This window comes from Pseudomonas mangrovi (genome assembly GCF_003052585.1).
Lineage (GTDB): Bacteria > Pseudomonadota > Gammaproteobacteria > Pseudomonadales > Pseudomonadaceae > Aquipseudomonas > Aquipseudomonas mangrovi.
Map to the genome: position 1 here is coordinate 242,574 of NZ_QASN01000021.1, position 26,743 is coordinate 269,316.

The following is a 26,743-nucleotide window of genomic DNA, read 5'->3' on the forward strand; positions in this document are numbered from 1 at the left end:
CGGGCCGCGAATTGCTGCAGGGACTGGGCAGGCAGGCCGACGGGGGCTTCAGAGATCGGCGGCGGGGTCTTCCTCAAGCCAGGCGCCGTCGAGCCTGAACAGCGGCGCAGGCACCGCAGGATCGTCGGCATCGGCCACCAGCAGCAGGTTGCCATCGGCCAGGGCGCAGAGCCCCTCGATCTTTACCACCGGCTCGAGCAGGCGCTGCGCCTGTGGCAGCAGCGCGTCATCCAGCCAGCCGATGACGCTGCCGAGGCAGTCGCCGTCCAGGTAGCTGGAGTCGGTCGCTTCGGCCGCGGCGCTGTAGTACAGCCGTCCGTTTCTGCCGAGGGTGAGATCGGTCAGCCCGAGCGGCACGCCGGCCAGCTCGCCCAGCTGCACGGGACGGATTTCCAGCAGCGCTTCGGCATCCAGCCGCCCGGCACCCAGGTCGGCGAGAACCCGCTGCAGTTGCAGCAGCACCAGCGCGTTCTCGCCACCCTTGCCGTTGCCGCGCTGAGCCAGCAGCAACTGCTCGCCGCGCACCACCGCGCCCTCAATGTTCAGCTCCTGGAAGCGCTCGCCTAGCACCCGGTACAGCCCGCTGGCGTCGATCGGTCGAACCTGCTGGTCCTCGCCGAACAGCGCGCCACGCCGGCGACGCGCGGTCGAGCCGGAACCGAGCACCAGCAGCGCCCCGTCAGGCAGCAGCGCCATGGCCTCGAAATCCGCCTTGCACGCCTTGCGCTCGACGGGGTCCTCCGGCAAGACGCCAGGCACCAGCGACCATTGGCCGAGCCAATGACCGTCAAGGTCATAGCGATGCAGGTCGAGACAGTCGTCGGCAACGGTCCAGAGACTGTCGCGACACAGGACCAACGCACTGGCGGCGGACAGCCGCAACTGGCCGCACAGCGAGGCCCTCGCCGCGATCACAAGGCTGCGCCGAGCGCCGATGCCGGGTTGATCACGCGGCCCAGACCGAGGTTGCGCAGGGCCAGGTGCAGCGAGCTGTGGATGACCTGCGGGTTGTCGATGGTCATCAGCTGAGCCAGCAGCTCGCGGGCCTTCTCCATCGTGACCTGGCGCAGCAGCCACTTCACCTTGGGCAGGTTGGTGGCGTTCATCGACAGCGAATCGAAGCCCATCGCCAGCAGCAGCACGGCCGCCGCCGGGTCACCGGCCATCTCGCCACAGATGCTTACCGGCTTGCCTTCGGCATGTGCACCGTCGACGACGATGCGCAGCGCCTGCAGCACCGCCGGATGGAGGAAGTCGTAGAGATCGGCGACCCGCGGATTGTTGCGGTCCACCGCCAGCAGGTACTGGGTCAGGTCGTTGGAGCCGACCGAGATGAAGTCCACCTGCCGGGCCAGCTCGCGGATCTGGTAGACCGCCGCGGGCACCTCGACCATCAGACCGACCGGCGGCAGCGGCACGTCGGTGCCTTCGTCGCGAACCTCGCCCCAGGCCCGGTGGATCAGGTGCAGCGCCTCTTCCAGTTCGTGGGTGCCGGAGATCATCGGCAGCAGAATGCGCAGATTGTCCAGCCCCTCGCTGGCCTTGAGCATGGCGCGGGTCTGCACCAGGAAGATCTCCGGGTGATCGAGGGTCACGCGGATACCGCGCCAGCCGAGGAAGGGGTTGCTTTCCTTGATCGGGAAATACGGCAGCGCCTTGTCGCCGCCGATGTCCAGGGTGCGCATGGTCACCGGCAGCGGATGGAAGGCCTGCAGCTGCTCGCGGTAGATCGCCAGCTGTTCCTTCTCGCTGGGAAAGCGCTCGCGGCTCATGAACGGCACTTCGGTGCGATACAGGCCGACGCCCTCGGCGCCGCGCTGCTGGGCACGGGCGACGTCGGCGAGCAGGCCGGTGTTGACCCACAGCGGCATGCGCTGGCCATCGAGGGTTTCGCAGGGCAGTTCGCGCAGTGCATCCAGGCCCTGGGTCAGCTGACGCTCTTCCTCGACCACCTCGGCGTACTGCGCACGCAGTATCGCGCTGGGGTTGGTGAACACCTCGCCGTGGTAGCCATCGACGATCAGGTCGATGCCATCGACCTTGGAGTACGGCAGGTCGACCACGCCCATGACGGTGGGGATGCCCATGGCACGGGCGAGGATCGCCACGTGCGAGTTGCCCGAGCCCTGCACCGAGACCAGGCCGACCAGCTTGCCCTCGGGTACCTCGCCGAGCATCGCCGGGGTCAGCTCCTCGCTGACCAGGATGGTGTTGTCCTGATACACCAGCGTCTGCTGGCGCGCATGCTGCAGGTAGGCGAGCAGGCGCCGGCCGAGGTCCTTGACGTCCGATGCGCGCTCGCGCAGGTAGGCGTCGTCCATCAGCTCGAAGCGCTTGATGTGCTCGTTGACCACCTGACGCAGCGCGCCCTGGGCCCATTGACCGGTGCGAATGACCAGCTGCACCTCGGTGCCCAGCGCCGCGTCATCGAGCATCATCAGGTAGACGTCGAACAACGCCCGCTCCTCGGGCCGCAGCTGGGTGGCGAGCTTGGCCGACAGAGCACGGATGTCCTGACGCACCGCCTCCAGCGCATCGTTGAACAACGCCAGTTCCGCCTCGACGTTGTCCACCTGCTTGTCCGGCACCACCTCGAGGTCGGCGGGCGGCAGCACCACCACCGCCTTGCCGATGGCCGCCCCCGGCGCGCCGGGCACGCCGACGAAACGGGTTTCCTGAATGCCCTTGCCCTGCTTGCCGAGGCCGCGGATCGAGCCGGTCGCCTCGGCATGCGCGATGACCCCGGCAAGCTGCGCGCTCATGGTGACGAGGAAGGCCTCCTCGCCCTCGTCGAACTGGCGGCGCTCCTTCTGCTGGATGACCAGAACGCCCATCACCCGACGGTGGTGGATGATCGGCGCCCCGAGGAAGGAGGCGTAGCGCTCCTCGCCGGTTTCGGCGAAATAGCGGTAACGCGGGTGTTCGGAAGCGTGTTCGAGGTTGAGCGGCTCCTCGCGGCTGCCGACCAGGCCCACCAGGCCCTCGTTCGGCGCCATGCTGACCTTGCCGATGGCCTTCTTGTTGAGGCCCTCGGTGGCCATCAGGACGAAGCGGTTGGACTCCGGGTCGAGCAGGTAGACCGAGCAGACCTGGCTGCCCATGGCGGTCCTCACCCGCTGCACGATGATCGCCAGCGCCGCCTTGAGATCCTTGGCGGAGTTAACTTCCTGGACGATCTTGCGCAGCGTGTTGAGCATGCTCATGCGGGGTCCGTCTTCAGTCGCGCGCGATCAGGCGCGGGGCGAGTTCCTTGAGGGCGCGACGATAGACCTCGCGCTTGAATGTCACCACCTGGCCCAGTGGGTACCAGTAACTGACCCAGCGCCAGCCGTCGAACTCCGGCTTGCCGTGCAGGTCCATGCGCACCCGCTGCTCATCACCGGTCAGCCGCAGCAGGAACCACTTCTGCTTCTGGCCGATACACAGCGGCTGGCTGTTGGTGCGCACCAGGCGCTGCGGCAGGCGATAACGCAACCAGCCGCGGGTACAGGCGAGGATGCTGACATCCTGCTCCTCCAGGCCGACTTCCTCGTTCAGCTCGCGATACAGCGCCTCTTCCGGCGATTCGCGCTCGTTGATGCCGCCCTGGGGAAACTGCCAGGCATCCTGGTTGATCCGCCGCGCCCAGAGCACCTGACCGGCATCATTGCTGAGAATGATGCCGACATTGGGTCGGAAACCATCAGGATCTATCACGTTGAAAACCTCGAAAAACCTTGCCGGCATTGTTCCACAAAAGCGCGCCAGCCCGAAAGCCGAGCGCCAAGCCTGTGCAGCGCGCCACAGACCCCGGCCTTCAAGCGCTACGGCAGAACCGCTATGCTGCCGCCCTCAGCCAACCGACAGAGGTTTTCCGCAGTGCGCCTGGCCATCTTCGATCTCGATAACACCCTGCTCGCCGGCGACAGCGACCACCTCTGGGGCGAATTCCTCTGCCAGCGCGGACATGTCGACGCCGCCAGCTACAAGGCGCGCAACGATGCCTTCTACGAGGACTACAAGGCCGGCTGTCTGGACGTGCTGGCCTACCAGAACTTCTGCCAGGAGATCCTCGGCCGCACCGAGCTGGAAGTGCTCGACCAGTGGCACCTCGACTTCATGCAGGAATTCATCCAGCCGATCATCCTGGCCAAGGCCGAGGCGTTGCTCGCCGAGCACCGTGCGGCCGGCGATTACCTGCTGATCATCACCGCGACCAACCGCTTCATCACCGGCCCGATTGCCAGGCGCCTGGGCGTCAACGGCCTGCTCGCCACCGAATGCGAAGTGCTCGATGGGCACTATTCAGGTCGCCTGACCGACACGCCCTGCTTCCAGGCCGGCAAGGTCGAACGTCTGAACCGCTGGCTCGCCGATACCGGCCGCAACCTGGACGGAGCCTACTTCTACAGCGACTCGATCAACGACCTGCCGCTGCTCGAGGCGGTCGCCAACCCGGTTGCGGTGGACCCGGACGAGCGCCTGCGCGCCATTGCCAGCGAGCGCGGCTGGAAAATCCTGTCGCTGCGCGACTAGCGCCGATGGGCACGGATGCCGCCGATCAGCCCCTGATCGCCTGCGACCGCCCCGCCAGCCTACTCGGTTCGCAGCTGGCCGCGCTGCTCGCCGCCCAGGGCCTGCCTTTGCTGCAGCGCGCACCGGGCGAGCGCGCTGAGCGCTGGCACACGCACGAGGTCGGCGGGATCCGACGCCAATTCGCCCAGCCGCTGACCTTCACCCCCTACGCCTCGTCACGGCCCTGTTCGGCGCGCTGCCATTTCTGCTCGGAAAATCTGCGCCGCTCTCACGCCCCCGGCCCGGCGGCGAGCCTGCTGCGCCCGGACGCCGACTATTTCACCGGCCTGCGCCGAGCCCTGCTGGCCCTGCACGGACTGCCGCGCAGCTACTCGCTGTCCGGCCTCGAGGCCAGCGACGACCCGGACTGGCTGCTGCAGCTGCTGCAGCTGCTGGGCGCGCCCGAGTTTCGTGCGGACGCCCTTGAGCGGGTGCTCTACTCAAACGGTGCCGGCCTGATCGGAGCGCGCGGCGAGGCGCTGCTCGATGCCCTGCAAGGCTTCCAGCTGTCCTGGCTGGAGCTGTCGCGCCATCACTTCGACGCCGACGCCAACCAGGCCATCATGCGCTTTCGCGACGGCCTGGCGATTCGCACCGCAGCGGCGTTCCGCCAGCTCGTCGACAGCTGTCGAGGACGCTTTCCGCTGCGCCTGGTCTGCCTGCTGCAACAGGGCGGCATCGCCACGCCGGGGGAGGTCGCCCGCTATCTCGACTGGGCCGCCACGCTGGGGGTGGAGACGGTGATCTTCCGCGAGCTGTCGCGACTCGACGAGGGCTACCGCGACAACGCCACCCGCCGCTCCATCGATAACCGCCGCATCGCCATGGAACCACTGCTGGCAGCCTGTCTCGCCGACGCCGATCTCGGGCCGACGCTGCAAGCGCAGGCGCTGACCGACGGCTACTACTTCTGGAACCTGCAGCTGCGCCATGCCAGCGGCCTGCGGGTGATCTTCGAATGCTCCGACTATCGCGCCATGCACGCCCGTCATGCCGAGCCACGCGTCTACAAACTGGTGTACTTCGCCGACGGCCAGCTCTGCGCAGGCTGGCAGCCCGGCGACAACCTGTTGCTGGACTGCCGGCATGGATAGTCGCAGCTGGCTGCTGCTGGAGCAGGAGGACCCGACCTGGCGCCTGCCGGACGACCTGCGCGCCCGCGACCCCTTCGCCGCCCGCGACTGTGGCTGGGTCGAGCAGATGCGGCCGTTCATCCGCCAGTTCTCGCGGCCCGGCGAAACCGTCACCGACCCCTTCTGCGGCTTCGCCAGCACCCTGCTGGCCGCCCACCTGGAAGGCCGCGCCGGGGTCGGCTACGAGATCGAAGCGCTTCGGGTCGAGCTGGCGCGCGAGCGCCTGGCCCGCCATGCGGCCGAGCGGCAGCAGCTGTTCGCCCAGGAATTGCCGGAGCAGGGCGAGCCCCTCGACCTGTGTCTGGGCAACCTGCCCTACTTCGGCTGCGCCTGGTCCGGCAGCAATGCGGCGCAGCTGTACGCCAGTCCTGACTACGCCAGCTACCTGCAACAGCTGGCGGTGCTGTTCCGACGCATCGCCGGGCGTCTGCGCACGGGTCGCTACTGCATCCTGATGGCGCAGAACATCGACGTAGGCGGTCACTGGCTGCCGCAGGCCTGGGATGTGGCCAGGGTGCTGAGCGATTACCTGCAGCCCTGTGGCGAGCGGTTGCTGCTCTATCCGAAACCTGTGCAGGCGCTGGCACCTCTGGACAGCGGGCACGACCGCAGCCACGAGTACGCGCTGATCTTCCGCAAGGTGCCCGCCGCTCAGGACCTGGAGGGCGCACTGAGACTGCTGCGGGAACTGCAGCAGCTGGGACTGGGTTTTCAGGTGTACGGCAGCTTCGGTCGCTGGCTGCAGGATCCCGAGCGGGTCGAGCCGGGCGATGTCGACCTGCTGCTGCCCGCCGATGAGGCCAATCTCAATGCCCTGCTGCTCGCCCTGCAGCAACGCGGCTTCGCCCTGAGCAGCTGGCGCGAACCCGTCCAGCCGCCGCTGCAGCTGGCCGACTACGCCGGCCGCTACTACTTCCGCGCCGAGCGCACCGAGCGCCAGGGCCGGCAGTTGCGTATCGATCTGACCTGGGAGCTGGAAAGCGGCCAGTGCGTCAGCCTCGGCGGCGGCAGCGCCCGGGGGCTGCCGCTGGCCTGAAGAGGGCAGCCGCGTGAATTCGCGCAGCCCGGCGCTGCGCCAGGACAACTCCGCAACGCCCAGGTGGAATGCCCTTCTTGCCGGTTGGTGGACAAGACTGCACCGTTGTCCACCCTACGCGGGGCAGGCGGGTGGATGGTCGAAGCCATTTATCCGCCTGCGCATCGCAGCCGTAGGGCGCAATAAGCGCAGCGCATTGCGCCGTTAGCGGTCGGCGGCCGTAGTGAGATGTTCGGCTGCAGGGTGGTTATGCTCGAAGCCACTCCCTCGTCTGGGCATCAGGCTCGCCGCTCTTGCGCACCAGATGCCGCCAATCGTCTGCCGACAGCACGTCGGGCTGCACGCCGAGCCAGCCGACGAGAACGCCAGCGCCCCGCCTGCACCAGAGGAAATCACGCCGGTTTCGCCACCATCAGATAGAAGATCGCCATGAAGGCCAGGAACGCCGGCCAGCCCAGACAGAACCAGATCGTCATGTAGCGCCACGCCAGCGGCGGCATGGGCTGCCCGGCGCTGTCGGCGGCAATGGCCAGGTCACGCAGGCGGATCTGCAGCCAGACCACCGGCAGCCAGCAGAGCCCGGCGAAGACGTACAGGCCGATGCTCCACAGCAGCCAGCTCTGGCTCAGCGGCCAGCCGGCCAGGTGCGCCAGCCCCAGCCCCGACAGTGGCTGGAACACCGCCGTGGTGGCGATGAACAGCCAGTCGGCGGTGACCAGATGGCGGAAGGTCACCGCGATCACCCGCACGTCCTGGCTGAGCCAGGCGCGCAGGGCATAGTAGGCCGAGCCCAGGCCGGTGCCGAACAGCAGGGTCGAGGAGAGGATGTGCAGGGTCTTGAGCAACAGGTACAGACTCATCGGCTTTTTTCCGCTCCCCTTTCCAGCCACAGCAACCAGAGACTGGCGACCACCAGCACCAGGTTCTTGCCGACCGCCATGTAGGGATCGAACCAGTAGTGCGGCAGCCACAGGCTGATCAGCAGCGTATAGCCGAGCATCAGCGCGATCTGCGCACGCAAGGCCGCAACCCGCCAGCGCCGCAGCAGCAATGCCACGCCGAGCAGGCCATCGAGCAGACCGCCGCCGATCACCGCCAGGCGCGCCGCCCAGCCATGCACGCCCATTTCGGCCATGATCCGCAGCCCCCAGTCGAAGCCTGGACCGAGACAGACCAGCGCCGTGCCCAGCCAGATCAGCACCAGTGCGGCAAGCAGCAAGGGCTGCAGCGCCAGCTGCGCAGTGCGTCCGCGTTGTGGCCAGGTAAGCAGGCGCGCAGCCAGGGGTGCCGCGCGATAGCCGCAGGCCTCGGCCAGCGGCTCGATGGAGCCCAGGTTGTCGCGCCCGGCCAGGCGCAGGGTTTGACTGTTCAGTGCGCGCCAGCCGAGCCGGTCACCCAGCCGCGCCAATGGTGTCGTGAGTGCCGGCGGCAGCTTCAGATAGCGCCCCGCCGGCCAGCCCTGTGCCGCGCGCAACTGGTCGATCAGCTCGCCCTGGCTCAGCGCCTGCGGACCGACCAGCGGCAGCACGGCATTTTCCGCCGGCCACTGGCGCAGCAGCGCCAGCACCGCGGCGCAGAGGTCATCCACATGCAGCGGCTGAAGTTGCGCGCGATTGTCCAGCAGGGGTATCAGCGGCCAGGGCGAGAGACGCTGCAGCCAGGCACTGCTGGCCCCGCCCTCGCCCAGCACCAGGGACGGACGCAGCACCAGCGCCGGCACGCCGAGCTGCAACGCGCACCGGTCGGCGGCCGCCTTGCTGGAAAGAAAAGGCACATCGTCCTGCTCGCCGGCGCCGAGCGCGGAGATCTGCAGCAGACGCATGCCGCGCGCGGCGGCATCGCGCAGCAGCGCACTGGCGGCCTGATCCTGCAGCTCACGCAGCGCCGCGGCATCGCTGCTAAGCAGGCCGCTGGCGTTGATCAGCAGGTCCACCGACTGCGGCCAGACAAAGGTATCCAGCGCCAGCAAATCGAGCGGCTGCCATTCGACGCCGGGCAGTTCCGGCCCGCGACCGCCGCGCGAGGTCGCCAGCACCTGGTGGCCGGCAAGCGACAGGGCGCGCAACAGATGCCCGCCGATGAAACCGCTGGCGCCGACCAGCAGGATGCGCATCAGGCCGGCTTGGCGCCCATCAGGGCAAAGATCGCCAGCAGGATGGCCAGCATCAGGCAGGCATAGGTCATCGCCAGCCGCGGGGTGTTCGCCGACACCTGCTCACCGGCGGCAATCCAGGCGCGCAGACGGCCATCCAGCAGCAGCCAGCAGACCAGCAGCGGCAGCAGCAGCGACGCGCTGATCAGCAGCCACAGCTGGCCCAGCGACCAGCCCGCCAGGTGCACCAGCCACCAACCGGTGGCCGGCAGCGACAACGCCACCAGGCCCAGCGCCGGCGAGCTGATGCGCCGGGTATTGCGCAGCTTGCGCGCCAGCACCGCGGCATCGCCGCGGCGGCGCGCCTTCCAGAGCATGAAGATGTGCGCCAGCAGGCCGAGGAACAGCAGCACGGAGGTGGCGGAATGGACGATCTTCAGCAGTACATAGTGTTCCATGGGAATCCTTGTCGGTTCAGCCGAGGAAGAGGCGATAGGCAGGGTTGTCGCTCTCGTCCCAGTAGGGGTAGCCGATGGCGTCCAGTGCCGCCGGGATCAGGTGGCGCTCGTCGTGCGGGACCTGCAGCGCCGCCAGCACCCGACCGTCGGCGGCACCGTGGTTGCGGTAATGGAACATCGAGATGTTCCAGCGCCCACCGAGCTTGCTGAGGAAATTGAACAGGGCGCCGGGGCGCTCGGGAAACTCGAAGCGCAGCACCACCTCGTCCGCCACCGCCTGGGCATGCCCGCCGACCATGTGGCGGATGTGCAGCTTGGCCATCTCGTTGTCGGTCAGGTCGATCACCGGAAAGCCCTTGTCGCGCAGCCCGTCGACCAGCGCCGCGCGCGGATCGTTCTCCGGGTGGGTCTGCACGCCGACGAAGATGTGCGCCTCCTTGCCGGAGTGGTAGCGGTAGTTGAACTCGGTGATCTGGCGCTTGCCGATGGCCTCGCAGAAGGTCTTGAAGCTGCCAGGCTGCTCGGGGATGGTCACGGCGATGATGGCTTCACGCTTTTCGCCCAGCTCGGCACGCTCGGCGACGTGGCGTAGGCGGTCGAAGTTGATGTTGGCGCCCGAGTCGATGCCCACCAGCACCTGGCCGCTGACGCCTTCGCGCTCGACGTACTTCTTGATCCCGGCCACCGACAACGCGCCGGCAGGCTCGGTGATCGAGCGGGTATCGTCGTAGATGTCCTTGATCGCCGCGCAGATCTCGTCGGTGCTGACGGTGATCACCTCATCGACGTAATGGCGGCAGATGTCGAAGGTGTGCGCGCCGATCTGCGCCACCGCCACGCCGTCGGCGAACAACCCGACACTGGGCAGCACCACCCGCTCGCCCGCCGCCATCGCCGCCTGCAGGCAGTTGGAGTCGTCCGGCTCGACGCCGATCACGCGGATGTCCGGGCGCAGGTACTTCACGTAGGCGGCGATCCCGGCGATCAGGCCGCCGCCGCCCACCGGCACGAAGATCGCGTCCAGCTGCCCCGGCTGCTGACGGAGGATTTCCATCGCCACAGTGCCCTGGCCTGCGATCACCAGCGGATCGTCATAGGGGTGGATGTAGCTGTAGCCCTTCTCTTCCACCAGCTTGAGCGAATGCGCCAGCGCCTCGGGGAAGGCATCGCCATGCAGCACCACCTTGCCGCCACGCGAGCGCACGCCCTGCACCTTCAGCTCCGGGGTGGTGCGCGGCATCACGATGGTCGCCTTCACCCCCAGATGCTTGGCGGCCAGCGCCAGCCCCTGGGCATGGTTGCCGGCCGACGCGGTGACCACGCCACGCGCCAGCTCTTCGGGACTCAGCTGGGCGAGCTTGTTATAGGCGCCACGAATCTTGAACGAGTACACCGGCTGCAGATCCTCGCGCTTGAGCAGGATCTGGTTGCCCAGCCGTTCGGACAACTGGCGGGCGGGCTGCAGGGGCGTCTCCACGGCGACGTCGTAGACGCGCGAGGTGAGGATGTTCTTGACGTACTGTTCGAGCATCACGGACTTCATGGCGGGCGATGGAAGGGTGCGAGTCTACTCTGCCGGGCCCGCGCGGGGCCACCAGAGGGAGGCGACAAGCGAAACGGAACTTAATGCCTGCGCCAGCGTCTGCAAGCGCACGCCCCTTGTGCTGTGGAGCGCCACTTGCCCCCCCTCATGAGGATTGCGCCATGCCCATCGGAACTTCCCGCCTGCTCATCAACGGCACTCCCGGCGATGATCTTCTCGTCGCCCAACCCGTGCCCAGCCGCCTGCTCGGCGGCGAAGGCAACGACATACTGATCGACGGCCCCGGTAGCGATCTGCTGGAAGGTGGCGCCGGCAACGACCGTCTCTATGGCGGCGTGGGCGACGACTACTACCGCTACGACATCAACGCAGTCAGTCGCGACGTCATCTTCGAATTCGACCCCACTCCCGGCAACATCGACACCCTGATCATGGCCGAAAGCCTGGAGTCGTTCGGCCCGTTCGAGCGCTACCAGGACGACCTGCTGATCGGCATGAGTGGCGAGCCTGGCCTGATCACCGTCCGCCACTTCTTTCTCGATTCGGCCTTCCGCATCGAACGCTTCCGCTTCGGCGCCGTCACCCTCTCCGACGAGGACGTGCTGCGCGCCTTCCATATCGACCCGGAGATACCCACCGGCCGCAGTGCGGACGAGCCGCCCGTCTACACCGGCGAGCGTCTGCGTCTGACCGGCAAGGACAAGGCGGACCGGTTGGTCGCCGGCGACCAGGCCAGCTACCTGCTCGGTCGCGGTGGCAACGACCTGTTGATCGGCAGCCGACATAGCGATGTGCTCGATGGCGGCAACAGCGTCGACATGATGCTCGGCGACAACCAGTGGAACCGCCTCTACGGCGGCCCAGGCGACGACTATTACCGGGTCGACTACGTCGGCTGGCAGGGCAATCAGCGCATCCTCGACTACGACACAACCCCGGGCAATCTGGACACCCTGCACATCCGCGGGGACATGCAGCCGCAGTACGTTCGCTTCTACGGCAGCGAGCGCGGCAATCTGATCATGGAGCTGGACGAGCAGCGCATCGTGATCGAGCACTACTTCCTCGACCGCGCCTTCGTGATCGAGAAGATCCGCTTCGACGACGGCAGCGTGCTGACCGAAAAGGAAGTCCGCCAGCGCGCGCTCCAGCCCGGCGCACGCGCTCCACAAGCGCAATCGCTGTCTCCCGCGCCGCCGCCCATTGCTGCTCTGGAGAGCGGACAACCCGAGCTGCTTCTGCTGGTCGGCGCGGTACTGGGCCGGCTCGGCGGATGACAGCGCTGCGGCAAGCGCGGACAGGCGGCTATAATCGCGCCCTCACCTTCGCAGCAGGCTCGCCATGACCCAGGATCAGCTCAAGCAGGCGGTGGCCCAGGCCGCCCTCGACCATATTCTCCCCAAGCTCGAAAGCAGGAGCGTGATCGGCGTCGGCACCGGCTCCACGGCGAACTTCTTCATCGACGCACTGGCGCGGCACAAGATGGACTTCGACGGCGCCGTGGCGAGCTCGGAAGCCACCGCCGAGCGACTGAAGAAGCACGGCATCCCGGTCTACGAGCTGAATGGCGTCAACGAGCTGGAGTTCTATGTCGACGGCGCCGACGAGAGCAACGCGCGGCTTGAGCTGATCAAGGGCGGCGGCGCGGCGCTGACCCGCGAAAAGATCGTCGCCGCGGTGGCCCGCACCTTCATCTGCATCGCCGACCAGAGCAAGCTGGTCGAGCGTCTCGGCGCCTTCCCGCTGCCGGTCGAAGTGATCCCGATGGCGCGCAGCCACGTCGCCCGCGAGCTGGTCAAGCTGGGCGGCGATCCGGTCTACCGTGAAGGAGTGAAGACCGACAACGGCAACGTGATTCTCGACGTGCACAACCTGATGATCGGCCACGCTCCGGAACTGGAAGCGCAGATCAACAACATCGTCGGCGTGGTCACCAATGGCCTGTTCGCCGCACGCCCCGCCGACCTGCTGCTGCTCGGCACCAGCGAAGGAGTGAAGACGCTAACGCGCTGAGCCAAGCGGGTGGCGCAACAAGCAAAGCGCATTGCGCCGTCCGTGCGATACCCATGCCACGCGGACGGCGCGCTCTGGGAAATCGATTGCCTCACTGCGCCACGACGATCTTGCGAAACAGGTAGAACAGGTTCGGTTCGCTGACCAGATAGATGTTGCCCATGTCGTCAGTGGCCACGCCTTCGGCCTGCGGCACGCTGCGCTTCAGGCCGCTGCGGCCGCCACCGCGCAGCGACAGCGAACTGATCGGCCGACCGCTGTGATCCAGTTCCAGCAGCAGGCGCGATTCGTCCGACAGCGCCAGCAGATTGCCGCTGCCGGAATCGAAGTCGAGACTGGACAGGTCATGCACGAACAACTCACGGTCGCGCTGCGGATCGCTGAGCACCTCGACCGCCAGAGGCTTGCCAGTGTCCTCGTGGGGGAAGCCCCGCACCTCGAAGATCCGCAGCGGATCGCGCTCCTTGGCCACGAACAGGCGCTTCTCCGACGAATCGTAAGCCAGCCCTTCGAAGCCCTTGTTGCCGTTCAGGCCGATCGCCAACGACAGCTGCTGGAAGTCCTCGGCGCGCAACAGATCGGTGTGTTCGTCAATACGCACCTTGACCAGCCGCTGCAGGCGCTCGTCGGTGATCACCAGAATCCCCGGCGCGATGTACTCCACCGCTTCCGGATCGCCAAAGCCCTGCAGCGGGATACGGCGCAGCAGCTTGCCTTGCAGACTCAGCTCGATCAGCTCGGGATTGCGATTGGTAACGCTGTACAGCGTGCGCCGCACCGGATCGAAGGCCAGCGCCGAAAGCTCCTGGTCAAGACCATCGATGGACTTCGCTTCGATCTCTACCCGGTAGTCCGGCAACCACAGATTGCGGTCACGCACGCTTTCGCTGCTGCGCCACTCCCGGTAACCCAGCAGGGCCCGGTCAAGCACGTGCCAGTGGTGCAGTACGACTGCGCCCAGGGCACACAAACCCAGCAGGAAGACTGTTGGCAGAGGACGAAGGCGCGGCATGGAATTCTCGGAACGGAAAAGACGCTGCGCTTGATAGCACGACACCGCTGAATCGAGGCTTAAGAATCGCTGCGGAAAAATGACCAGGGCGCAGCGCCTGGAGGGGTCAGGAATCCTTGCGGAAGACGTAGAACAGGTTCGGTTCGCCGACCATGTAAAGCGTGCCCTGCTCATCGATGGCCACGCCTTCCGCCTGGCGGATCGGTGCATCCAGGCCATTGAACCCGCCGATCAGGCTGATGAAGCTGACCGGCTCACCCTGCTCGTCCAGCTCCAGCAGCAGGCGCGACTCGTCCGAAAGCACCAGGGTGTGGCCGGTGCGCGCATCCACCGCCAGAGAGGACATGTCGCGGACGAAAAGATGACCGACGTCCATCGGTTCCACCGCGCCGGTGGCGCCATCCTCGCCAGGGAAAGGCAGGCCGAACAGGCCCATCGGGCTGCGCTCCTTGGCCAGCAACAGGCGATTGTGGCGGCCATCCCAGGCCAGGCCCTCGAAGCCCTTGTTGCCGGCACGGGCGAAACCGAGATCGATCTGCTGCAGGCTGGCCACCTCGATGCGGGTAACTTTGGGCGGCAGATGGAAGGCCGACAGGGTGCGGGCGCGCTCGTCAACGATGGCGATACGGCCGTCACCGAGCACCTCGACCGCTTCGGGATTGGCAAAGCCGACCAGCTCGACCTGGCGCAGGACGTCGCCCTCGGTGGATATCTCGACCAGTCGCGGCAACTTTCCGGTGACCAGAAACAGCGTGCCACTCACCGGGCTGTAGGCCAGACCGGAGGCCTCGTCGTCTTCCAGGCCGCGCAGCAGGCGGGCCTGAATCACCGCGCGGTAACCGGGCAGCCAGACGCTCTCTTCACGCTCGGCTACCGACATGTCGAGCTGCTTGAGCCAGAACAGCAGCCGATCATCCCAGTGGCGATAGGAAACCAGCGCCAGGCCGGCTACCAGCAAAAGGCTCAGCGGCAACAACCAGCGCAGGGCAGACGGGCGAAAATGAGCCGAGGACATCGTGACTACTCGCGGATACGACGCCGCTCAGACTGACAGGCCGGGGTTAAGTTTCCGTTACCCGAATCAAAGCACACGGCTGGTCCGGCTGGAGTGGCCGACCAGCTCCAGCTGCAGCTCGTCGCCGCTCTGCAGCGGCCCGACGCCGGCCGGCGTGCCGGTGAGAATCACATCGCCCGGCTGCAGGCTGAAATGCCCGGCAATGTGCTGGATCAGCGGCAGGATCGGCGTCAGCATGTCGCGGCTGTTGCCGTCCTGGCGCAGCTCGCCATTCAGACTCAGGCGAATGCCGAGGTCAGCCAGATCCTCGACCGCATCACCCGGCACGAAGGGCGCCAGTACGCAGGCGCCGTCGAAGGACTTGGCTATTTCCCAGGGATAGCTCTTCTTCTTCAGCGCATCCTGCAGGTCGCGCAGGGTCAGATCCAGTGCCGGGGCAAAGCCGGAAATGGCGTCACGCGCCTCCTCAGCGTTGGGCTTCTTCGACAGCGGCTTGCCAATCAGCACCGCAATCTCCGCCTCGTAGTGCACCGCACCACGCTCGGCCGGAATCGCGAAGCTCTCGTCCATCGCCACCACGCAGCTACCCGGCTTGATGAACAATAGTGGCTCGCTCGGCACCGGGTTGTTCAGCTCCTTGGCGTGCTCGGCGTAGTTGCGCCCGACACAGACCACCTTGCCCAGCGGGTAGTGGATCGAAGTGCCGTCGGTGTACTGGTGCTGGTAGCTCATCCGCTTTTCTCCGAATAGATGCCTGTGAAGCGTCACGAGCGAAGGTCAGGCAAGGCGGCGGAGTTGGGAAAAAGCGGAGTTGGCTAGTGCCAATGAGCATTTTCCCCGGCTTCGCCAACACAGCCTGGCCGAGCGCAGTAGCTTCAGAGCGGGAAGATCTTGCCGGGGTTCATGATGCCGTTCGGATCGAAGACCGCCTTGATGCTCTTCATGACGGCGATCTCCGCCTCGGAGCGGCTGTAGTGCAGGTAATCGCGCTTGGTCATGCCGACGCCGTGTTCGGCGCTGATCGAACCGTTGTACTTCTGCACCGTCTCGAACACCCATTTGTTCACCACGGCGCACTTGGCGAAGAACTCGTCCTTGGACAGGTTCTCGGGCTTGAGGATGTTCAGGTGCAGGTTGCCGTCGCCAATGTGGCCGAACCAGATCACCTCGAAGTCCGGGTAGTTGGCTTCGACGATACGATCGATGTCGTGCAGGAAGGCCGGCACCTGGCCGACGGTGACCGAGATGTCGTTCTTGTACGGCGTCCAGTGGCTGATGGTCTCGGAGATGTACTCGCGCAACTTCCAGAGGTTCTGCAGCTGCTGCTCGGACTGGCTCATCACCCCGTCCAGCACCCAGCCCTGCTCGACGCAATGCTCGAAGGTGGCCAGCGCCTGCTCGGCGACTTCCTCGGTGACCGCCTCGAACTCCAGCAGCGCGTAGAACGGGCAGTCGCTGGCGAACGGCGCCGGCACGTCGCCACGGGCCAGGACCTTGGCCATCGCCTTGTCGGAGAAGAACTCGAAGGCGGTCAGGTCGAGGCGGCTCTGGAAGGCATGCAGCACCGGCATGATCGAATCGAAGTCCTGGGTGCCGAGGACCATCGCGGTGAGGTTCTTCGGCGCGCGGTCCAGGCGCATGGTCGCTTCGACGACGAAGCCCAGCGTGCCTTCGGCACCGATGAACAGCTGGCGCATGTCATAGCCGGTGGCGTTCTTGATCAGGTCGCGGTTCAGTTCGAGCAGCTCGCCGGTGCCGGTGACCACCTTCAGCCCGGCGACCCAGTTGCGGGTCATGCCGTAGCGGATCACCTTGATCCCGCCGGCATTGGTGCCAATGTTGCCGCCCAACTGGCTGGAGCCGCTGGAAGCGAAGTCGACCGGGTAGTACAGGCCCTTTTCCTCGGCGAACAGTTGCAGCTGCTTGGTCACCACGCCCGGCTGGCAGACCACGGTACGGTCGAACTCGTTGAAGGCGAGAATCTGGTTCATGTAGTCGAAGCTGACCACCACCTCGCCACTGGCTGCCACCGCCGCCGCGGAAAGCCCGGTGCGGCCGCCCGACGGCACCAGGGCGACCTTGTGCTGATTGGCCCAGCGCACGATCGCCTGGACCTGTTCGATGCTCTTGGGAAACACGATGGCGCTCGGTGCCGGCGCAAAATGCTTGGTCCAGTCCTTGCCATAGGCGTCCAGCGACGCGGCATCGGTGAGAACCTTGCCCGGCTCGACCAGGGACTTCAGGGATTCGATCAGGGCAACGTCGCTCATCGCGGGAACTCTCGAACTGTTCATGGCCATCCTGAGCAGGCTTCATGTCTCGGGGATGGCCGTTTGGCGGGGGTCGTATGCTAGCATACGCACCCCGCTAATCGAGCTAGCCGCCGACTTTCGGGCGGCCCTGAGCCCTTTCCTGCCACTTCCCCCGGGACCATAGGTTTACGCAGATGAGCAAGACATCTCTCGACAAGAGCAAGATCAAGTTCCTTCTTCTCGAAGGTGTCCATCAGAACGCCGTGGATACGCTGAAGGCCGCCGGCTACAGCAACATCGAGTACCTCAAGGGTGCGCTCTCCGGCGACGAATTGAAGGAAAAGATCGCCGAAGCACATTTCATCGGCATCCGTTCACGCACCCAGTTGACCGCTGACGTCTTCGACTGCGCCAAGAAGCTGGTCGCAGTGGGCTGCTTCTGCATCGGCACCAACCAGGTCGACCTCAACGCCGCCCGCGAGCGTGGCATCGCGGTGTTCAACGCGCCCTACTCCAATACCCGCTCGGTAGCCGAACTGGTGCTGGCCGAAGCCATCCTGCTGCTGCGCGGCATCCCGGAGAAGAACGCTTCCTGCCATCGTGGTGGCTGGATCAAGTCGGCAGCCAACTCCTTCGAAATCCGCGGCAAGAAGCTCGGCATCGTCGGCTACGGCTCGATCGGCACCCAGCTGTCGGTACTCGCCGAAGCCCTCGGCATGCAGGTGTTCTTCTATGACGTGGTCGCCAAGCTGCCGCTGGGCAACGCCACCCAGGTCGCCAAGCTGCATGACCTGCTCGGCATGTGCGACATCGTTTCGCTGCACGTTCCGGAGTTGCCGTCGACCCAGTGGATGATCGGCGAGAAGGAAATCCGCGCGATGAAAAAGGGCGGCATCCTGATCAACGCCGCCCGTGGCACCGTGGTCGAGCTGGATCACCTGGCCGATGCGATCAAGGACGAACACCTGATCGGCGCGGCGATCGACGTGTTCCCGGTCGAGCCCAAGTCCAACGACGAAGAGTTCGAGAGCCCGCTGCGCGGCCTGGATCGGGTCATCCTGACCCCGCACATCGGTGGTTCCACCGCCGAGGCGCAGGCCAACATCGGCCTGGAAGTGGCCGAGAAGCTGGTCAAGTACAGCGACAACGGCACCTCGGTGTCCTCGGTCAACTTCCCGGAAGTCTCGCTGCCGTCGCATCCGGGCAAGCACCGCCTGCTGCACATCCACGAGAACATCCCGGGCGTGATGAGCGAAATCAACAAGGTCTTCGCCGAAAACGGCATCAACATCTCCGGCCAGTTCCTGCAGACCAACGAGAAGGTCGGCTACGTGGTCATCGATGTCGACGCCGAATACTCGGACCTGGCCCTGCAGAAGCTGCAGCACGTCAACGGCACCATCCGCAGCCGCGTGCTGTTCTAAGCACTACTCGGCAACGAAAAAGGGAGGCTTCGGCCTCCCTTTCTTTTTGCTCGTTGGTCGGACCTGCTGCTCAGCGCAGGTCAGTGCAGACCAGCACCAGAGCCGTAAAACGGATGATCCACCATACAGACAGTCACCCCAGGTCCGCCCGCACCGGGCCTTGCGGCCCAACCTACGAGAGCATCGCCAGGGCGGCGGCGGCCTGTTCGAGCTGGTCCTCGTTGAACACCTGCACGCCGGCCAGGCGCAACGCCGCGGCGGTAACTCCTTCGCCAGGCACGCGCACGCCGGAAAAACTGCCGTCGTAATTCTCCAGATTGCCGCATGACGGGCTGCGCGCCTTGAGCAGCGCGATGCGAATGCCATGCTGACGGACCAGTGCCAGAGCGATCTCCGCGCCGCGCAGGAAGGCCGTGGAGACATCCTCACCCGTGGCGGTCAGCACCCGCCGGACGCCGGACAGCACCTCGGCACCCTGACCACCAGGAATTTCCGCAGGCGGTCGCGGTGTCGGCAAGCCACCGGCCACCTCGGGGCACAGCGGCACGATGCGCCCCTCGGCCTGCCAGCGTTGCAGCTGCGTAAAGGGGCCGTGGGCACCGCCGTCATAGCGCACGGCATCACCCAGCAGGCAGCGACTGACGAGAATCTTCTGCATGGGATTGCGGCTACAGGGGGCTGTCGCCGCGGCGACGGAACCAGCCGGTCAGCGACAGCCGCTCGCGACTGGCCGGCAGCACTTCGTGGGCAATATCCGCCGAGCGAAATACCACCAGACAGCCGCCTTGAGGCTCGATATCCAGCGTCTGGCCCTCATTCAGATACAGACGCAGCTGGCCGCCATGCTCGGGCAGCCAACGATCATTGAGATAGAGCACCGCCGAGATGCTACGGCGGTCGTCGTCACGAAAGCGGTCGACATGCCTGGCATAGAAGGCCCCCACCGGATAAAGGGCAAAATGCCCCTCGAAATCCGCAAGGCCGAGATAGAGCTGCTGATTGAGGGTCTGGCGCAAGGCGTCGACAATCGCCAGATAGCGATCACAGACACTCGACTGGCCCGGCTCGATCCACTGGATGCTGTCACCGCGGACGCCCTCACGCACCAGCAGGGCGTCGCCCCGCCCCACCCCGGCCGGCTCGAGCAGGCCACGTTCGGCACGCTCACGGCACTCTGCCGCCAGTTCGGCAGTCAGACCCTGGGGCAGGAATATGTTCTGCTGCGACCAGCCACGATCGGCAAGATCGTCGACGATACGCAGCAGCAGCGGATGGTTGGCAGGAATGGACATGCGCGATTCTACAGCCTGCGCCCTGCACCTCGACAAGCCCCCGCACGCCACAGAAAATAGCTGCCCCGAAAAGGAGCCACCGAATGCGCGCCCTCTGCCTCACCCTGCTGCTGAGTTTCAGCCTGACCGCCTGGGCAGAACCCTACCAGCGGCTCTGGCAAGCCGCCGGCTGGTCCGACCAGAGCCGGCACTTCAGCGCGGCCCTGCAGGCGGCGCAGCGCGAGTACCGCGACAGCCTGCCGCCGGCGATCTACGACGCCCTGGTCAGCAACAGCAACCAGCGCTTCGAGACGTCGGCGATGCAGCAACGCGCACTGCAGGTGCTGCGCAACCGTCTGGCCGACCCGCAGCCGGCGACCCGCTTCTTCGAGTCGGAGCTCGGTCGGCGTATCGTCGCCGCCGAAGTCGCCGCAACCTCCCCCGCACAGCTGAAACAGAACGCTCAGGGCCTACCGCCGAGCGAGGCCAGCGCCACCCGCCAGTTGCTGATCCGCCATCTGGCCCAGGCGCTGCCTGCGCGCGAGGCCGCGGCCGAAGTCAGCCTCGCCCTTGCCGGTGTGGCCGCGGACAGCCTCAGCCAGATGGTTCCGGGGCTGCTCGGCCGCCAGCCGGAAGCGCTGCTGGACAACCAGCGCACACGACTGATCCAGCGCCTGGATGGCAACGTCGATGAAACCCTGCTGCACATCTACCGAGACCTGTCCGACCCGGAGCTGGAAGAGTTCGTCCAGTTCGCCGAGTCGCCCGAGGGGCGCGAGTACTACCGCCAGGCACTCGCCGCGCTGCGAGCAGCCCTGGCGGTGGGCATGACGCAGTAACCGCTGGCGAATCCGGACGCGCACACAGTGCCGAAAGAACCGGCCAGACCGATCAGCTCAGCGCAGGCGCTCACGCAGGAAATCGAAGTAGCGCAGACGCAGGGCTTCGCGCTCGTTGGCCAGATGGTGGCGCGCATCAGGCAGCAGCAACAGCTCCGGGTCGGTGAACTTGTCCTGCAGAACCCGCAGGTTGTGCCGCCAATCCACGGTCATGTCCGCCTCGCCCTGAATGATCAGCGGGCTGTGTGCGCTGCGACCCGCGTTCTCGATGCGTGGCACCCAGCGCGACAGCGCGCCGACCCAGGCCGTGGGCAGGGTGCGTGGCTGCAGCGGGTCCTGGCTATGGACGAAGCGGATGAAGTCCTCATCGCCGGAATTGTCGCTGAAGCGCCGCGGAATGGAGCCGACGAAGTGCCGCGCCAGCTGGTAGCTGAGTTTCGACCAGCCCCAGGCCCGCGGCCGCACCAGCGGCGCCAGGAGGATGCTGCGGCCGATACCCTCGAGCTCCTCGTGCAGCAGATAGTCGAGCAGGATCGCTCCACCGGTGCTCTGCCCCAGTAGATGCCAGGGCTGCGGCAGGCCCAGTGCAGCGGCTTCGCCCAGTAGCGCGCGGAACACCGTCTGGTACTCGGCGAATTCGTTGATGCTGGCACGCGGCCCGCTGGACAGGCCGTGCCCGGGCAGGTCGCAGGACAGCACCGTAAAGCCCATGTCCAGCGCCCAATCGATCACATGCCGATAGAGCCCCATGTGATCGTAATAGCCATGCATGAGCAGCAGCGTGGCCACCGGTTCGCGCGGCCACCAGGCCTGCGCCACGACCTCGTAACCACCGACCTGGAAGCGACCCAGGCGCGCCTGCACGCCCGGGTGACGGGCCTGGAAGTCCAGGCCGTAGTACGCCTGATAGGCTTTTGCGATGGAATCGGGTGCCGGTGCGTCGACGATGGGGCCCAGAGCGGCGCGCAGCAGTTCCGGGTTGAAGGCAGTGGGCATTGGCAAATCTCGTCGGTGGTCGGCCACAGCGCAGACAGCGCGCCGCCCGGCGATGTTCCTTCGCCACGCCGGCCGTGGCAAGCACCGCGACCGCCCTCCACGCCGCAGCGGACAGCCCGGCGGACGATCCGGCATACTCGCGCCCGCCTCTGCTCATTCAGGGTCCATCGCATGCGCCCCAAGACACTGCTCGTCACCGCCATCAGCATCGTCTGGCTGCTCGCCCTGCTGTATGCCTTCTGGTGGTACCAGGGCCGCTACCTGCGCGCGTTCGACGAGCAGGCAGTGCTGTTCTCCGGCGACCAGTTGCAATTGCCGCCGGCGCTCGCCGGAGCGGGGCCCGTGCGACTGGTGCACTTCTGGGACCCGGCCTGCCCATGCAACGTCGGCAATCAGCAGCATCTGACCGAGCTCCTGCAGCGCTTCGCCGAGCGCGAGGTGAGCTTTCATGTGCTGCGCAAGGCCGGCAGCAAGGGCACCTTGCCGGCGCCCCTGGCGGCACTGCAGCCGATCGACGAGCTACCCGGCGCGCAAGCGGTGCCATCCAGCCCTGCCGTGGCGATCTGGGATCGCGAAGGCCGTCTGGCCTACTTCGGACCTTATAGCGAGGGCGCGGTCTGTACCTCGGAGAACAGCTTCGTCGAGCCGATCATCGAGGCGGTGCTGGCCGGACGACGGGTCGAGGCGACCCACGGTCTCGCGGTGGGCTGCTTCTGCGACTGGGCCACGACCAGCCCCTGAAGCACAGTCTCTGGCCGCCGGCCGATGCGACTGCTAAGGTCGCCAGCGCCCTTTTCTTCCAGCCGGAGTCTGCGGATGTCGCGACTGCTTGCACTGCTCCTGATTGCCCTGTCATCGCCTGCGCTGGCGCAGGACTGTCCCTATGTGCCGGGCAAGAGCCTGTGCGGTCTGCCGCTCGACGCCGGCAGAGCGCGCTTCGAGGCGCTGCTCGGCGAGCCTGACGGCGAGCTGCGCATGGGCCCAGGGCGAACCGGCCTGCTGTTCGGCCACAACTTTCTGCTGGTCATGGGCAACGACCGGGTGGAACAGGTGCACAGCTGGTCGCGGAGCAATCTCGACTTCCTCGACCAGGTGCGCAATGGCCGCCAGGACAACCCGCTGCACCTGACCCTGGGTGACTTCAACCCCTGGTCGCGCAGCCGTCAGCAGGTCGGCCTGGCGCTGCAGAGCCAGCCGCCGGTAGCCGCCGACGAATTCAGCGAGCTGCGCGTCTTCGACGGCGCGCAGTTCTACATCGAGTACGCCTCGGTCAGCGGCGACCCGCGTGAGCTGGGTGAATGGAGCCGCTTCCAGGTCGAGCAGATCCGCCTGACGCTCAAGCCCTGACAGCAGCCCGTGCGCGACTCGAGCGCCTTCGCCGGCGCCAATGAAAAGGCCCGCTGATAAGCGGGCCTTCCTGACGCAAGCAACCGACTCAGATGGGGCGGCTGCCGTACTTGCTGTCCGGCTTCTTGGGCGGATCGGCAACGACGTTGGCCTCGACCTCCTGGACCTTGCCACCACGCGCCAGAAACTCTTCCATGGCACGGGCCAGGGCATCGCGCTCCTTCTGCTTGGCTTCGATGCTCGGCAGCTCCTCGACCTCGACCGCAGCCTTGGCTTTCTTCGGCGCGGGGGTAGCAACCTCACCCTCGTCCTCTACCTCACCCTCGTCAGCGGTGGCCAGCTCCTCGCCATCGTCCTCGTCGGCGCCTTCCAGCTCGTCGTTTTCCAGATCGTCGTCGCTCATGTCCTACCTCATGCCTTGCCAAAGCAGATTATTTATAGCCCAGACGCGCAGGCCGTCCACGCGTCCGAAATCCGTGCTGCAGGCTCAATCCTCGCCATGCAGTGTTGCCAGAACCCGGCGACTGCCACCTTCCAGGCGATGCTCGCCAAGGTAGATGCCCTGCCAGGTCCCCATCGCCAGACGTCCGTCACTGATCGGCACGCTCAACTGGCAGCCCAGCAGGCTGGCCTTGAAGTGCGCCGGCAGGTCGTCCGGTCCCTCGTAATCGTGCTCGTAACCTGCCTCGCCATCCGGCGCCAGGCGCCCGAAGAAGCGCTCGAAGTCCCTGCGTACGGCGGGGTCGGCGTTCTCGTTGATGCTCAGCGAAGCGGAGGTATGTTGCAGCCAGAGGTGCAACAGACCCACCCGGCAGCGAGCCAGTTCCGGCAGCGCCTGCAGCAGTTCGTCGGTCACCAGATGAAAGCCGCGCGCCCGGGCACGCAAGGCAATCTTTCGCTGTAGCCACATATCCGCCACCTTCCGCCGCATCGATGTTCCGGGGAACACCGAAACATCTAGCCAACGGCTCTTGGGGGCGCATTCTAGCGTTCTGCGAGAAAAAGCAAAGGGCGCCGAAGCGCCCTTTGCTATCTCATCGACAACCTCGCTCACGCCACCGCGAAGGTGGCGCGCCAGGGTTGCTTCAGAAGCCTTACTTGTTGGTGAACTCCGGGTACGCTTCCATGCCGCATTCGGCGATGTCCACACCCTCGTATTCCTCTTCCTCGGAGACACGCAGGCCCATGACCAGCTTGATCAGGCCCCAGACGATGAGGCTGGTGATGAACACCCAGGAGAAGATCGACGCGACACCAATCAGCTGAGTGACGAAGGAGCCGTCGCTGTTGGTCAGCGGTACGACCAGCACACCCCAGATACCGGCTACGCCGTGCACGGAGATGGCACCGACCGGGTCGTCGAGCTTGAGCTTGTCCAGCGCCAGGATGCTGAACACCACCAGCACGCCACCCACACCACCGATCAGTACGGCCTGCAGGGCGCTCGGGGTCAGCGGTTCGGCGGTGATTGCCACCAGACCGGCCAGAGCACCGTTGAGCACCATGGTCAGATCGGACTTGCCGAACAGCAGACGCGCGGTGATCAGCGCAGCCACCAGGCCACCGGCGGCGGCCAGGTTGGTATTGGTGAACACCTGAGCCACGGCGTTGGCATCTTCGATGGTGCTCATCTTCAGCTGCGAGCCACCGTTGAAGCCGAACCAGCCCATCCACAGGATGAAGGCACCGAGGGTTGCCAGCGGCAGGTTGGCGCCGGGGAAGGCGTTGATCTGGCCGTTCGGACCGTACTTGCCCTTGCGCGCGCCGAGCAGCAGCACGCCAGCCAGCGCAGCAGCCGCACCGGCCATGTGCACGATGCCGGAGCCGGCGAAGTCGAGGAAGCCCATCTCGTTGAGGAAGCCGCTACCCCACTTCCAGTAACCCTGCACCGGGTAGATGAAGCCGGTCATCACCACCGCGAAGGCGATGAAGGCCCACAGCTTCATGCGCTCGGCGACCGCACCGGAGACTACCGACATGCAGGTCGCAGCGAACACCACCTGGAAGAAGAAGTCGGCACGCGAGGAATAGTAGGGAGCATCCTCGCCACCAGCGGCGACGACGTCGACTGCATGCTCGTCACCGATCAGGAAGCCAAGGCTCGGCAGGATGCCGCCCTCGGGGCTGGAGTACATGATGTAGTAGCCGATCAACAGATACATGATCGACGCCACGGCATAGAGCACGATGTTCTTGGTGAGAATTTCGGCGGTGTTCTTCGCCCTCACCAGACCGGATTCGAGCATGGCGAAACCAGCCGCCATCCACATCACCAGTGCCCCGCAGATCAGAAAGTAGAACGTATCGAGTCCGTACTGGACCGGGATCAAAGCTGTGCTATCCATTTTTCACCTCGTGCCTTGCAGCGCTTTGCGCTTCGGGTAGGGCGCCCGGCGTTGGCTCCGGGCGCGTGCTCCAGTGCTTACAGGTTGTAACCACGCTCGTTGTGCTGGGCGAGGTCGAGACCGACCGTCTCCTCCTCCTCGCTCACCCGCAGTCCCATCAGCAGATCGATCACCTTGAGGATCACCACCGTGACCACCGTGGTGTAGATCAGCGTAAAGCCCACGCCTTTGGCCTGGATCCACAGCTGGCCGGCGATGCTCTCGACTTCACCGAAGCCGCCCATCGAGGACGCGGCGAAGACACCGGTGAGCAGCGCACCGACGATGCCGCCGATGCAGTGCACGCCGAACACGTCGAGCGAATCGTCATAACCAAGCTTGCGTTTCAGGCTGGTGGCGCAGAAGAAGCAGATCACGCCGGCCGCCAGACCGATCACCAGTGCCCCAACCGGACCGACAGTGCCGGCAGCCGGGGTGATGGCTACCAGACCGGCGACCACGCCAGAGGCGATCCCCAGCGCGCTGGGTTTGCCATGGCTCAGCCACTCGGCGAACATCCAGGCCAGAGCAGCCGCGGCGGTGGCGATCTGGGTCACCAGCATGGCCATGCCGGCGGTTTCGTCAGCGGCGATTGCCGAGCCCGCGTTGAAGCCGAACCAGCCGACCCAGAGCATGGCGGCGCCAATCAGGGTGTAACCCAGGTTGTGCGGCGCCATGGCCGTGGTCGGATAGCCCTTGCGCTTGCCCAGCATCACGCAGGCCACCAGACCTGCGATGCCTGCGTTGATGTGCACCACGGTGCCGCCGGCGAAATCGAGCACACCCCAGTCCCACATCAGCGCGCCATCGCCGCCCCAGACCATGTGCGCGATAGGCGCATAGACGAGGGTGAACCAGACCACCATGAACACCAGCATCGCCGAGAACTTCATGCGTTCGGCAAAGGCGCCGACGATGAGTGCCGGAGTGATGATGGCGAAGGTCATCTGGAAGGTGATGAACACGCTTTCCGGGAAGGCCCCGACCAGCGCCTCCTTGGTCAGGTTGCCGAGGAACAGATTACCCAGGCCGCCGACGAAGGAATTGAGGTTGAGCACATCGGCCTGCATGCCGGTGGTGTCGAAAGCCAGGCTGTAACCGTAGATGAACCACAGCAGGCTCATCACGCCGGTGATGGCGAAACACTGCATCATTACCGAAAGGACGTTCTTGGAGCGCACCATGCCGGCGTAGAACAGCGCCAGGCCGGGAATCGTCATGAACAGGACCAGCGCAGTGGCCGTCAGCATCCATGCCGTGTCACCCGAATCGAGGGTTGCCTCTTCGGCCAGGGCGACGCCTGGCAGAAGCAGAGGCAAAAGGGCTCCTAGCCCTGCGATCTTTCGCAGAGTCATGGTGTATCTCCTGGGGCGG

The 26,743-nt window shown here is 65.9% G+C and carries 27 protein-coding genes; 9 read left to right on the forward strand and 18 right to left on the reverse strand.

Annotation, left to right across the window (positions count from 1 at the left end):
• Positions 1-48 precede the first annotated feature (48 nt).
• The 3 genes from DBO85_RS17395 to DBO85_RS17405 are packed head-to-tail and all read right to left on the reverse strand — an operon-like array spanning position 49 to position 3,696.
• Positions 49-915, reverse strand: coding sequence for a DUF6929 family protein (locus DBO85_RS17395; RefSeq protein WP_108108794.1), 867 nt, complete (start codon positions 913-915; stop codon positions 49-51).
• Positions 912-3,197 (reverse strand): phosphoenolpyruvate--protein phosphotransferase, encoded by a 2,286-nt coding sequence (ptsP, locus tag DBO85_RS17400; protein ID WP_108109091.1) that lies wholly within the window; start codon positions 3,195-3,197, stop codon positions 912-914. Before ptsP ends, DBO85_RS17395 begins: the two co-directional genes overlap by 4 nt.
• A gap of 19 nt (positions 3,198-3,216) precedes the next feature.
• Complete coding sequence (locus DBO85_RS17405; protein WP_108109093.1) at positions 3,217-3,696, reverse strand: RNA pyrophosphohydrolase; 480 nt, start codon at positions 3,694-3,696, stop codon at positions 3,217-3,219.
• 162 nt (positions 3,697-3,858) lie between these two features.
• Between DBO85_RS17405 and DBO85_RS17410 the strand changes: the two genes are divergently transcribed.
• From DBO85_RS17410 to DBO85_RS17420, 3 genes are read left to right on the forward strand one after another with little or no spacing between them, the layout of a single operon-like run.
• Positions 3,859-4,515 carry a histidinol-phosphatase gene (locus DBO85_RS17410; protein WP_108108796.1) on the forward strand — a complete coding sequence of 219 codons (657 nt, stop codon included), beginning with the start codon at positions 3,859-3,861 and terminating at the stop codon, positions 4,513-4,515.
• Positions 4,516-4,520: 5 nt separating this feature from the next.
• Complete coding sequence (locus DBO85_RS17415; RefSeq protein WP_108108798.1) at positions 4,521-5,648, forward strand: hypothetical protein; 1,128 nt, start codon at positions 4,521-4,523, stop codon at positions 5,646-5,648.
• Positions 5,641-6,723, forward strand: coding sequence for a DNA methyltransferase (locus DBO85_RS17420; RefSeq protein WP_108108800.1), 1,083 nt, complete (start codon positions 5,641-5,643; stop codon positions 6,721-6,723). The genes DBO85_RS17415 and DBO85_RS17420 overlap by 8 nt, the downstream gene beginning before the upstream one ends.
• Before the next feature lie 392 nt (positions 6,724-7,115).
• On the opposite strand, the gene DBO85_RS17425 is transcribed toward DBO85_RS17420, so the two are convergent.
• From DBO85_RS17425 to ilvA, 4 genes are read right to left on the reverse strand one after another with little or no spacing between them, the layout of a single operon-like run.
• Positions 7,116-7,583 carry a DUF2269 family protein gene (locus DBO85_RS17425; protein ID WP_108108802.1) on the reverse strand — a complete coding sequence of 156 codons (468 nt, stop codon included), beginning with the start codon at positions 7,581-7,583 and terminating at the stop codon, positions 7,116-7,118.
• Entirely contained in the window at positions 7,580-8,836 is a 1,257-nt protein-coding gene (locus DBO85_RS17430; RefSeq protein WP_108108804.1) for an SDR family oxidoreductase, read from the reverse strand. The genes DBO85_RS17425 and DBO85_RS17430 overlap by 4 nt, the downstream gene beginning before the upstream one ends.
• A complete protein-coding gene (locus tag DBO85_RS17435; protein ID WP_108108806.1) occupies positions 8,836-9,273 on the reverse strand; it encodes a DUF2269 family protein in 438 nt (145 codons plus the stop codon). Before DBO85_RS17435 ends, DBO85_RS17430 begins: the two co-directional genes overlap by 1 nt.
• A gap of 16 nt (positions 9,274-9,289) precedes the next feature.
• The gene (gene ilvA, locus DBO85_RS17440) at positions 9,290-10,804 is read right to left on the reverse strand and encodes a threonine ammonia-lyase, biosynthetic (RefSeq protein WP_108108808.1); all 1,515 of its coding nucleotides are present in this window, start codon (positions 10,802-10,804) and stop codon (positions 9,290-9,292) included.
• A gap of 173 nt (positions 10,805-10,977) precedes the next feature.
• Between ilvA and DBO85_RS17445 the strand changes: the two genes are divergently transcribed.
• Positions 10,978-12,093 (forward strand): calcium-binding protein, encoded by a 1,116-nt coding sequence (locus DBO85_RS17445; protein ID WP_108108810.1) that lies wholly within the window; start codon positions 10,978-10,980, stop codon positions 12,091-12,093.
• A gap of 64 nt (positions 12,094-12,157) precedes the next feature.
• The gene (gene rpiA / locus DBO85_RS17450) at positions 12,158-12,829 is read left to right on the forward strand and encodes a ribose-5-phosphate isomerase RpiA (protein WP_108108811.1); all 672 of its coding nucleotides are present in this window, start codon (positions 12,158-12,160) and stop codon (positions 12,827-12,829) included.
• 91 nt (positions 12,830-12,920) lie between these two features.
• Here the strand turns inward: rpiA and DBO85_RS17455 are convergent, their stop codons facing one another.
• From DBO85_RS17455 to DBO85_RS17470, 4 genes are all read right to left on the reverse strand, one after another.
• Positions 12,921-13,841, reverse strand: a complete 921-nt coding sequence (locus DBO85_RS17455; RefSeq protein WP_108108814.1) for an SdiA-regulated domain-containing protein — start codon at positions 13,839-13,841, stop codon at positions 12,921-12,923.
• A 106-nt stretch (positions 13,842-13,947) separates the two neighbouring features.
• Positions 13,948-14,856 carry an SdiA-regulated domain-containing protein gene (locus DBO85_RS17460; protein WP_108108816.1) on the reverse strand — a complete coding sequence of 303 codons (909 nt, stop codon included), beginning with the start codon at positions 14,854-14,856 and terminating at the stop codon, positions 13,948-13,950.
• A gap of 66 nt (positions 14,857-14,922) precedes the next feature.
• Entirely contained in the window at positions 14,923-15,588 is a 666-nt protein-coding gene (locus DBO85_RS17465; RefSeq protein ID WP_108108818.1) for a fumarylacetoacetate hydrolase family protein, read from the reverse strand.
• 143 nt (positions 15,589-15,731) lie between these two features.
• Positions 15,732-17,126, reverse strand: a complete 1,395-nt coding sequence (locus DBO85_RS17470; protein WP_108108820.1) for an FAD-binding oxidoreductase — start codon at positions 17,124-17,126, stop codon at positions 15,732-15,734.
• Positions 17,127-17,302: 176 nt separating this feature from the next.
• On the opposite strand from DBO85_RS17470, the gene serA reads away from it, so the two are divergent.
• The gene (gene serA / locus DBO85_RS17475) at positions 17,303-18,532 is read left to right on the forward strand and encodes a phosphoglycerate dehydrogenase (protein WP_108108822.1); all 1,230 of its coding nucleotides are present in this window, start codon (positions 17,303-17,305) and stop codon (positions 18,530-18,532) included.
• Between the two features lie 172 nt (positions 18,533-18,704).
• On the opposite strand, the gene DBO85_RS17480 is transcribed toward serA, so the two are convergent.
• Positions 18,705-19,190: a DUF523 domain-containing protein gene (locus DBO85_RS17480; RefSeq protein WP_108108824.1), complete on the reverse strand. Its 486-nt coding sequence runs from the start codon at positions 19,188-19,190 to the stop codon at positions 18,705-18,707.
• A gap of 10 nt (positions 19,191-19,200) precedes the next feature.
• Complete coding sequence (locus DBO85_RS17485) at positions 19,201-19,824, reverse strand: 2OG-Fe(II) oxygenase (protein WP_108108826.1); 624 nt, start codon at positions 19,822-19,824, stop codon at positions 19,201-19,203.
• 83 nt (positions 19,825-19,907) lie between these two features.
• Between DBO85_RS17485 and DBO85_RS17490 the strand changes: the two genes are divergently transcribed.
• Positions 19,908-20,642: a DUF2059 domain-containing protein gene (locus DBO85_RS17490; RefSeq protein ID WP_108108828.1), complete on the forward strand. Its 735-nt coding sequence runs from the start codon at positions 19,908-19,910 to the stop codon at positions 20,640-20,642.
• A 57-nt stretch (positions 20,643-20,699) separates the two neighbouring features.
• Here DBO85_RS17490 and DBO85_RS17495 read toward each other — a convergent pair whose 3' ends face one another.
• A complete protein-coding gene (locus DBO85_RS17495) occupies positions 20,700-21,638 on the reverse strand; it encodes a phospholipase BipL (protein WP_108108830.1) in 939 nt (312 codons plus the stop codon).
• A 171-nt stretch (positions 21,639-21,809) separates the two neighbouring features.
• Here DBO85_RS17495 and DBO85_RS17500 point away from each other — a divergent pair, with 171 nt between their 5' ends.
• A complete protein-coding gene (locus DBO85_RS17500; RefSeq protein ID WP_108108832.1) occupies positions 21,810-22,379 on the forward strand; it encodes a DUF6436 domain-containing protein in 570 nt (189 codons plus the stop codon).
• A 75-nt stretch (positions 22,380-22,454) separates the two neighbouring features.
• On the forward strand, positions 22,455-22,985 hold the full coding sequence (locus DBO85_RS17505; protein WP_108108834.1) for a hypothetical protein: 531 nt from the start codon (positions 22,455-22,457) through the stop codon (positions 22,983-22,985).
• A gap of 88 nt (positions 22,986-23,073) precedes the next feature.
• Here the strand turns inward: DBO85_RS17505 and sutA are convergent, their stop codons facing one another.
• The 4 genes from sutA to DBO85_RS17525 form a co-directional block, all read right to left on the reverse strand.
• Positions 23,074-23,388, reverse strand: a complete 315-nt coding sequence (gene sutA, locus DBO85_RS17510) for a transcriptional regulator SutA (protein ID WP_108108836.1) — start codon at positions 23,386-23,388, stop codon at positions 23,074-23,076.
• Positions 23,389-23,472: 84 nt separating this feature from the next.
• Complete coding sequence (locus tag DBO85_RS17515) at positions 23,473-23,895, reverse strand: secondary thiamine-phosphate synthase enzyme YjbQ (protein WP_108109094.1); 423 nt, start codon at positions 23,893-23,895, stop codon at positions 23,473-23,475.
• Between the two features lie 184 nt (positions 23,896-24,079).
• Positions 24,080-25,330: an ammonium transporter gene (locus tag DBO85_RS17520; protein WP_108108838.1), complete on the reverse strand. Its 1,251-nt coding sequence runs from the start codon at positions 25,328-25,330 to the stop codon at positions 24,080-24,082.
• A gap of 77 nt (positions 25,331-25,407) precedes the next feature.
• Positions 25,408-26,724, reverse strand: a complete 1,317-nt coding sequence (locus DBO85_RS17525; RefSeq protein ID WP_108108840.1) for an ammonium transporter — start codon at positions 26,722-26,724, stop codon at positions 25,408-25,410.
• Positions 26,725-26,743 lie beyond the last annotated feature (19 nt).

What these genes read in the sequence shown, in the direction of transcription:
- ptsP (WP_108109091.1), bottom strand. Translation starts at nt 3,197, where the DNA reads ATGCTCAACACGCTGCGCAAGATCGTCCAGGAAGTTAACTCCGCCAAG.
- DBO85_RS17415 (WP_108108798.1), top strand. Translation starts at nt 4,521, where the DNA reads ATGGGCACGGATGCCGCCGATCAGCCCCTGATCGCCTGCGACCGCCCC.
- DBO85_RS17420 (WP_108108800.1), top strand. Translation starts at nt 5,641, where the DNA reads ATGGATAGTCGCAGCTGGCTGCTGCTGGAGCAGGAGGACCCGACCTGG.
- DBO85_RS17425 (WP_108108802.1), bottom strand. Translation starts at nt 7,583, where the DNA reads ATGAGTCTGTACCTGTTGCTCAAGACCCTGCACATCCTCTCCTCGACC.
- DBO85_RS17430 (WP_108108804.1), bottom strand. Translation starts at nt 8,836, where the DNA reads ATGCGCATCCTGCTGGTCGGCGCCAGCGGTTTCATCGGCGGGCATCTG.
- DBO85_RS17435 (WP_108108806.1), bottom strand. Translation starts at nt 9,273, where the DNA reads ATGGAACACTATGTACTGCTGAAGATCGTCCATTCCGCCACCTCCGTG.
- ilvA (WP_108108808.1), bottom strand. Translation starts at nt 10,804, where the DNA reads ATGCTCGAACAGTACGTCAAGAACATCCTCACCTCGCGCGTCTACGAC.
- DBO85_RS17445 (WP_108108810.1), top strand. Translation starts at nt 10,978, where the DNA reads ATGCCCATCGGAACTTCCCGCCTGCTCATCAACGGCACTCCCGGCGAT.
- rpiA (WP_108108811.1), top strand. Translation starts at nt 12,158, where the DNA reads ATGACCCAGGATCAGCTCAAGCAGGCGGTGGCCCAGGCCGCCCTCGAC.
- DBO85_RS17455 (WP_108108814.1), bottom strand. Translation starts at nt 13,841, where the DNA reads ATGCCGCGCCTTCGTCCTCTGCCAACAGTCTTCCTGCTGGGTTTGTGT.
- DBO85_RS17460 (WP_108108816.1), bottom strand. Translation starts at nt 14,856, where the DNA reads ATGTCCTCGGCTCATTTTCGCCCGTCTGCCCTGCGCTGGTTGTTGCCG.
- DBO85_RS17465 (WP_108108818.1), bottom strand. Translation starts at nt 15,588, where the DNA reads ATGAGCTACCAGCACCAGTACACCGACGGCACTTCGATCCACTACCCG.
- DBO85_RS17470 (WP_108108820.1), bottom strand. Translation starts at nt 17,126, where the DNA reads ATGAGCGACGTTGCCCTGATCGAATCCCTGAAGTCCCTGGTCGAGCCG.
- serA (WP_108108822.1), top strand. Translation starts at nt 17,303, where the DNA reads ATGAGCAAGACATCTCTCGACAAGAGCAAGATCAAGTTCCTTCTTCTC.
- DBO85_RS17480 (WP_108108824.1), bottom strand. Translation starts at nt 19,190, where the DNA reads ATGCAGAAGATTCTCGTCAGTCGCTGCCTGCTGGGTGATGCCGTGCGC.
- DBO85_RS17485 (WP_108108826.1), bottom strand. Translation starts at nt 19,824, where the DNA reads ATGTCCATTCCTGCCAACCATCCGCTGCTGCTGCGTATCGTCGACGAT.
- DBO85_RS17490 (WP_108108828.1), top strand. Translation starts at nt 19,908, where the DNA reads ATGCGCGCCCTCTGCCTCACCCTGCTGCTGAGTTTCAGCCTGACCGCC.
- DBO85_RS17495 (WP_108108830.1), bottom strand. Translation starts at nt 21,638, where the DNA reads ATGCCCACTGCCTTCAACCCGGAACTGCTGCGCGCCGCTCTGGGCCCC.
- DBO85_RS17500 (WP_108108832.1), top strand. Translation starts at nt 21,810, where the DNA reads ATGCGCCCCAAGACACTGCTCGTCACCGCCATCAGCATCGTCTGGCTG.
- DBO85_RS17505 (WP_108108834.1), top strand. Translation starts at nt 22,455, where the DNA reads ATGTCGCGACTGCTTGCACTGCTCCTGATTGCCCTGTCATCGCCTGCG.
- sutA (WP_108108836.1), bottom strand. Translation starts at nt 23,388, where the DNA reads ATGAGCGACGACGATCTGGAAAACGACGAGCTGGAAGGCGCCGACGAG.
- DBO85_RS17515 (WP_108109094.1), bottom strand. Translation starts at nt 23,895, where the DNA reads ATGTGGCTACAGCGAAAGATTGCCTTGCGTGCCCGGGCGCGCGGCTTT.
- DBO85_RS17520 (WP_108108838.1), bottom strand. Translation starts at nt 25,330, where the DNA reads ATGGATAGCACAGCTTTGATCCCGGTCCAGTACGGACTCGATACGTTC.
- DBO85_RS17525 (WP_108108840.1), bottom strand. Translation starts at nt 26,724, where the DNA reads ATGACTCTGCGAAAGATCGCAGGGCTAGGAGCCCTTTTGCCTCTGCTT.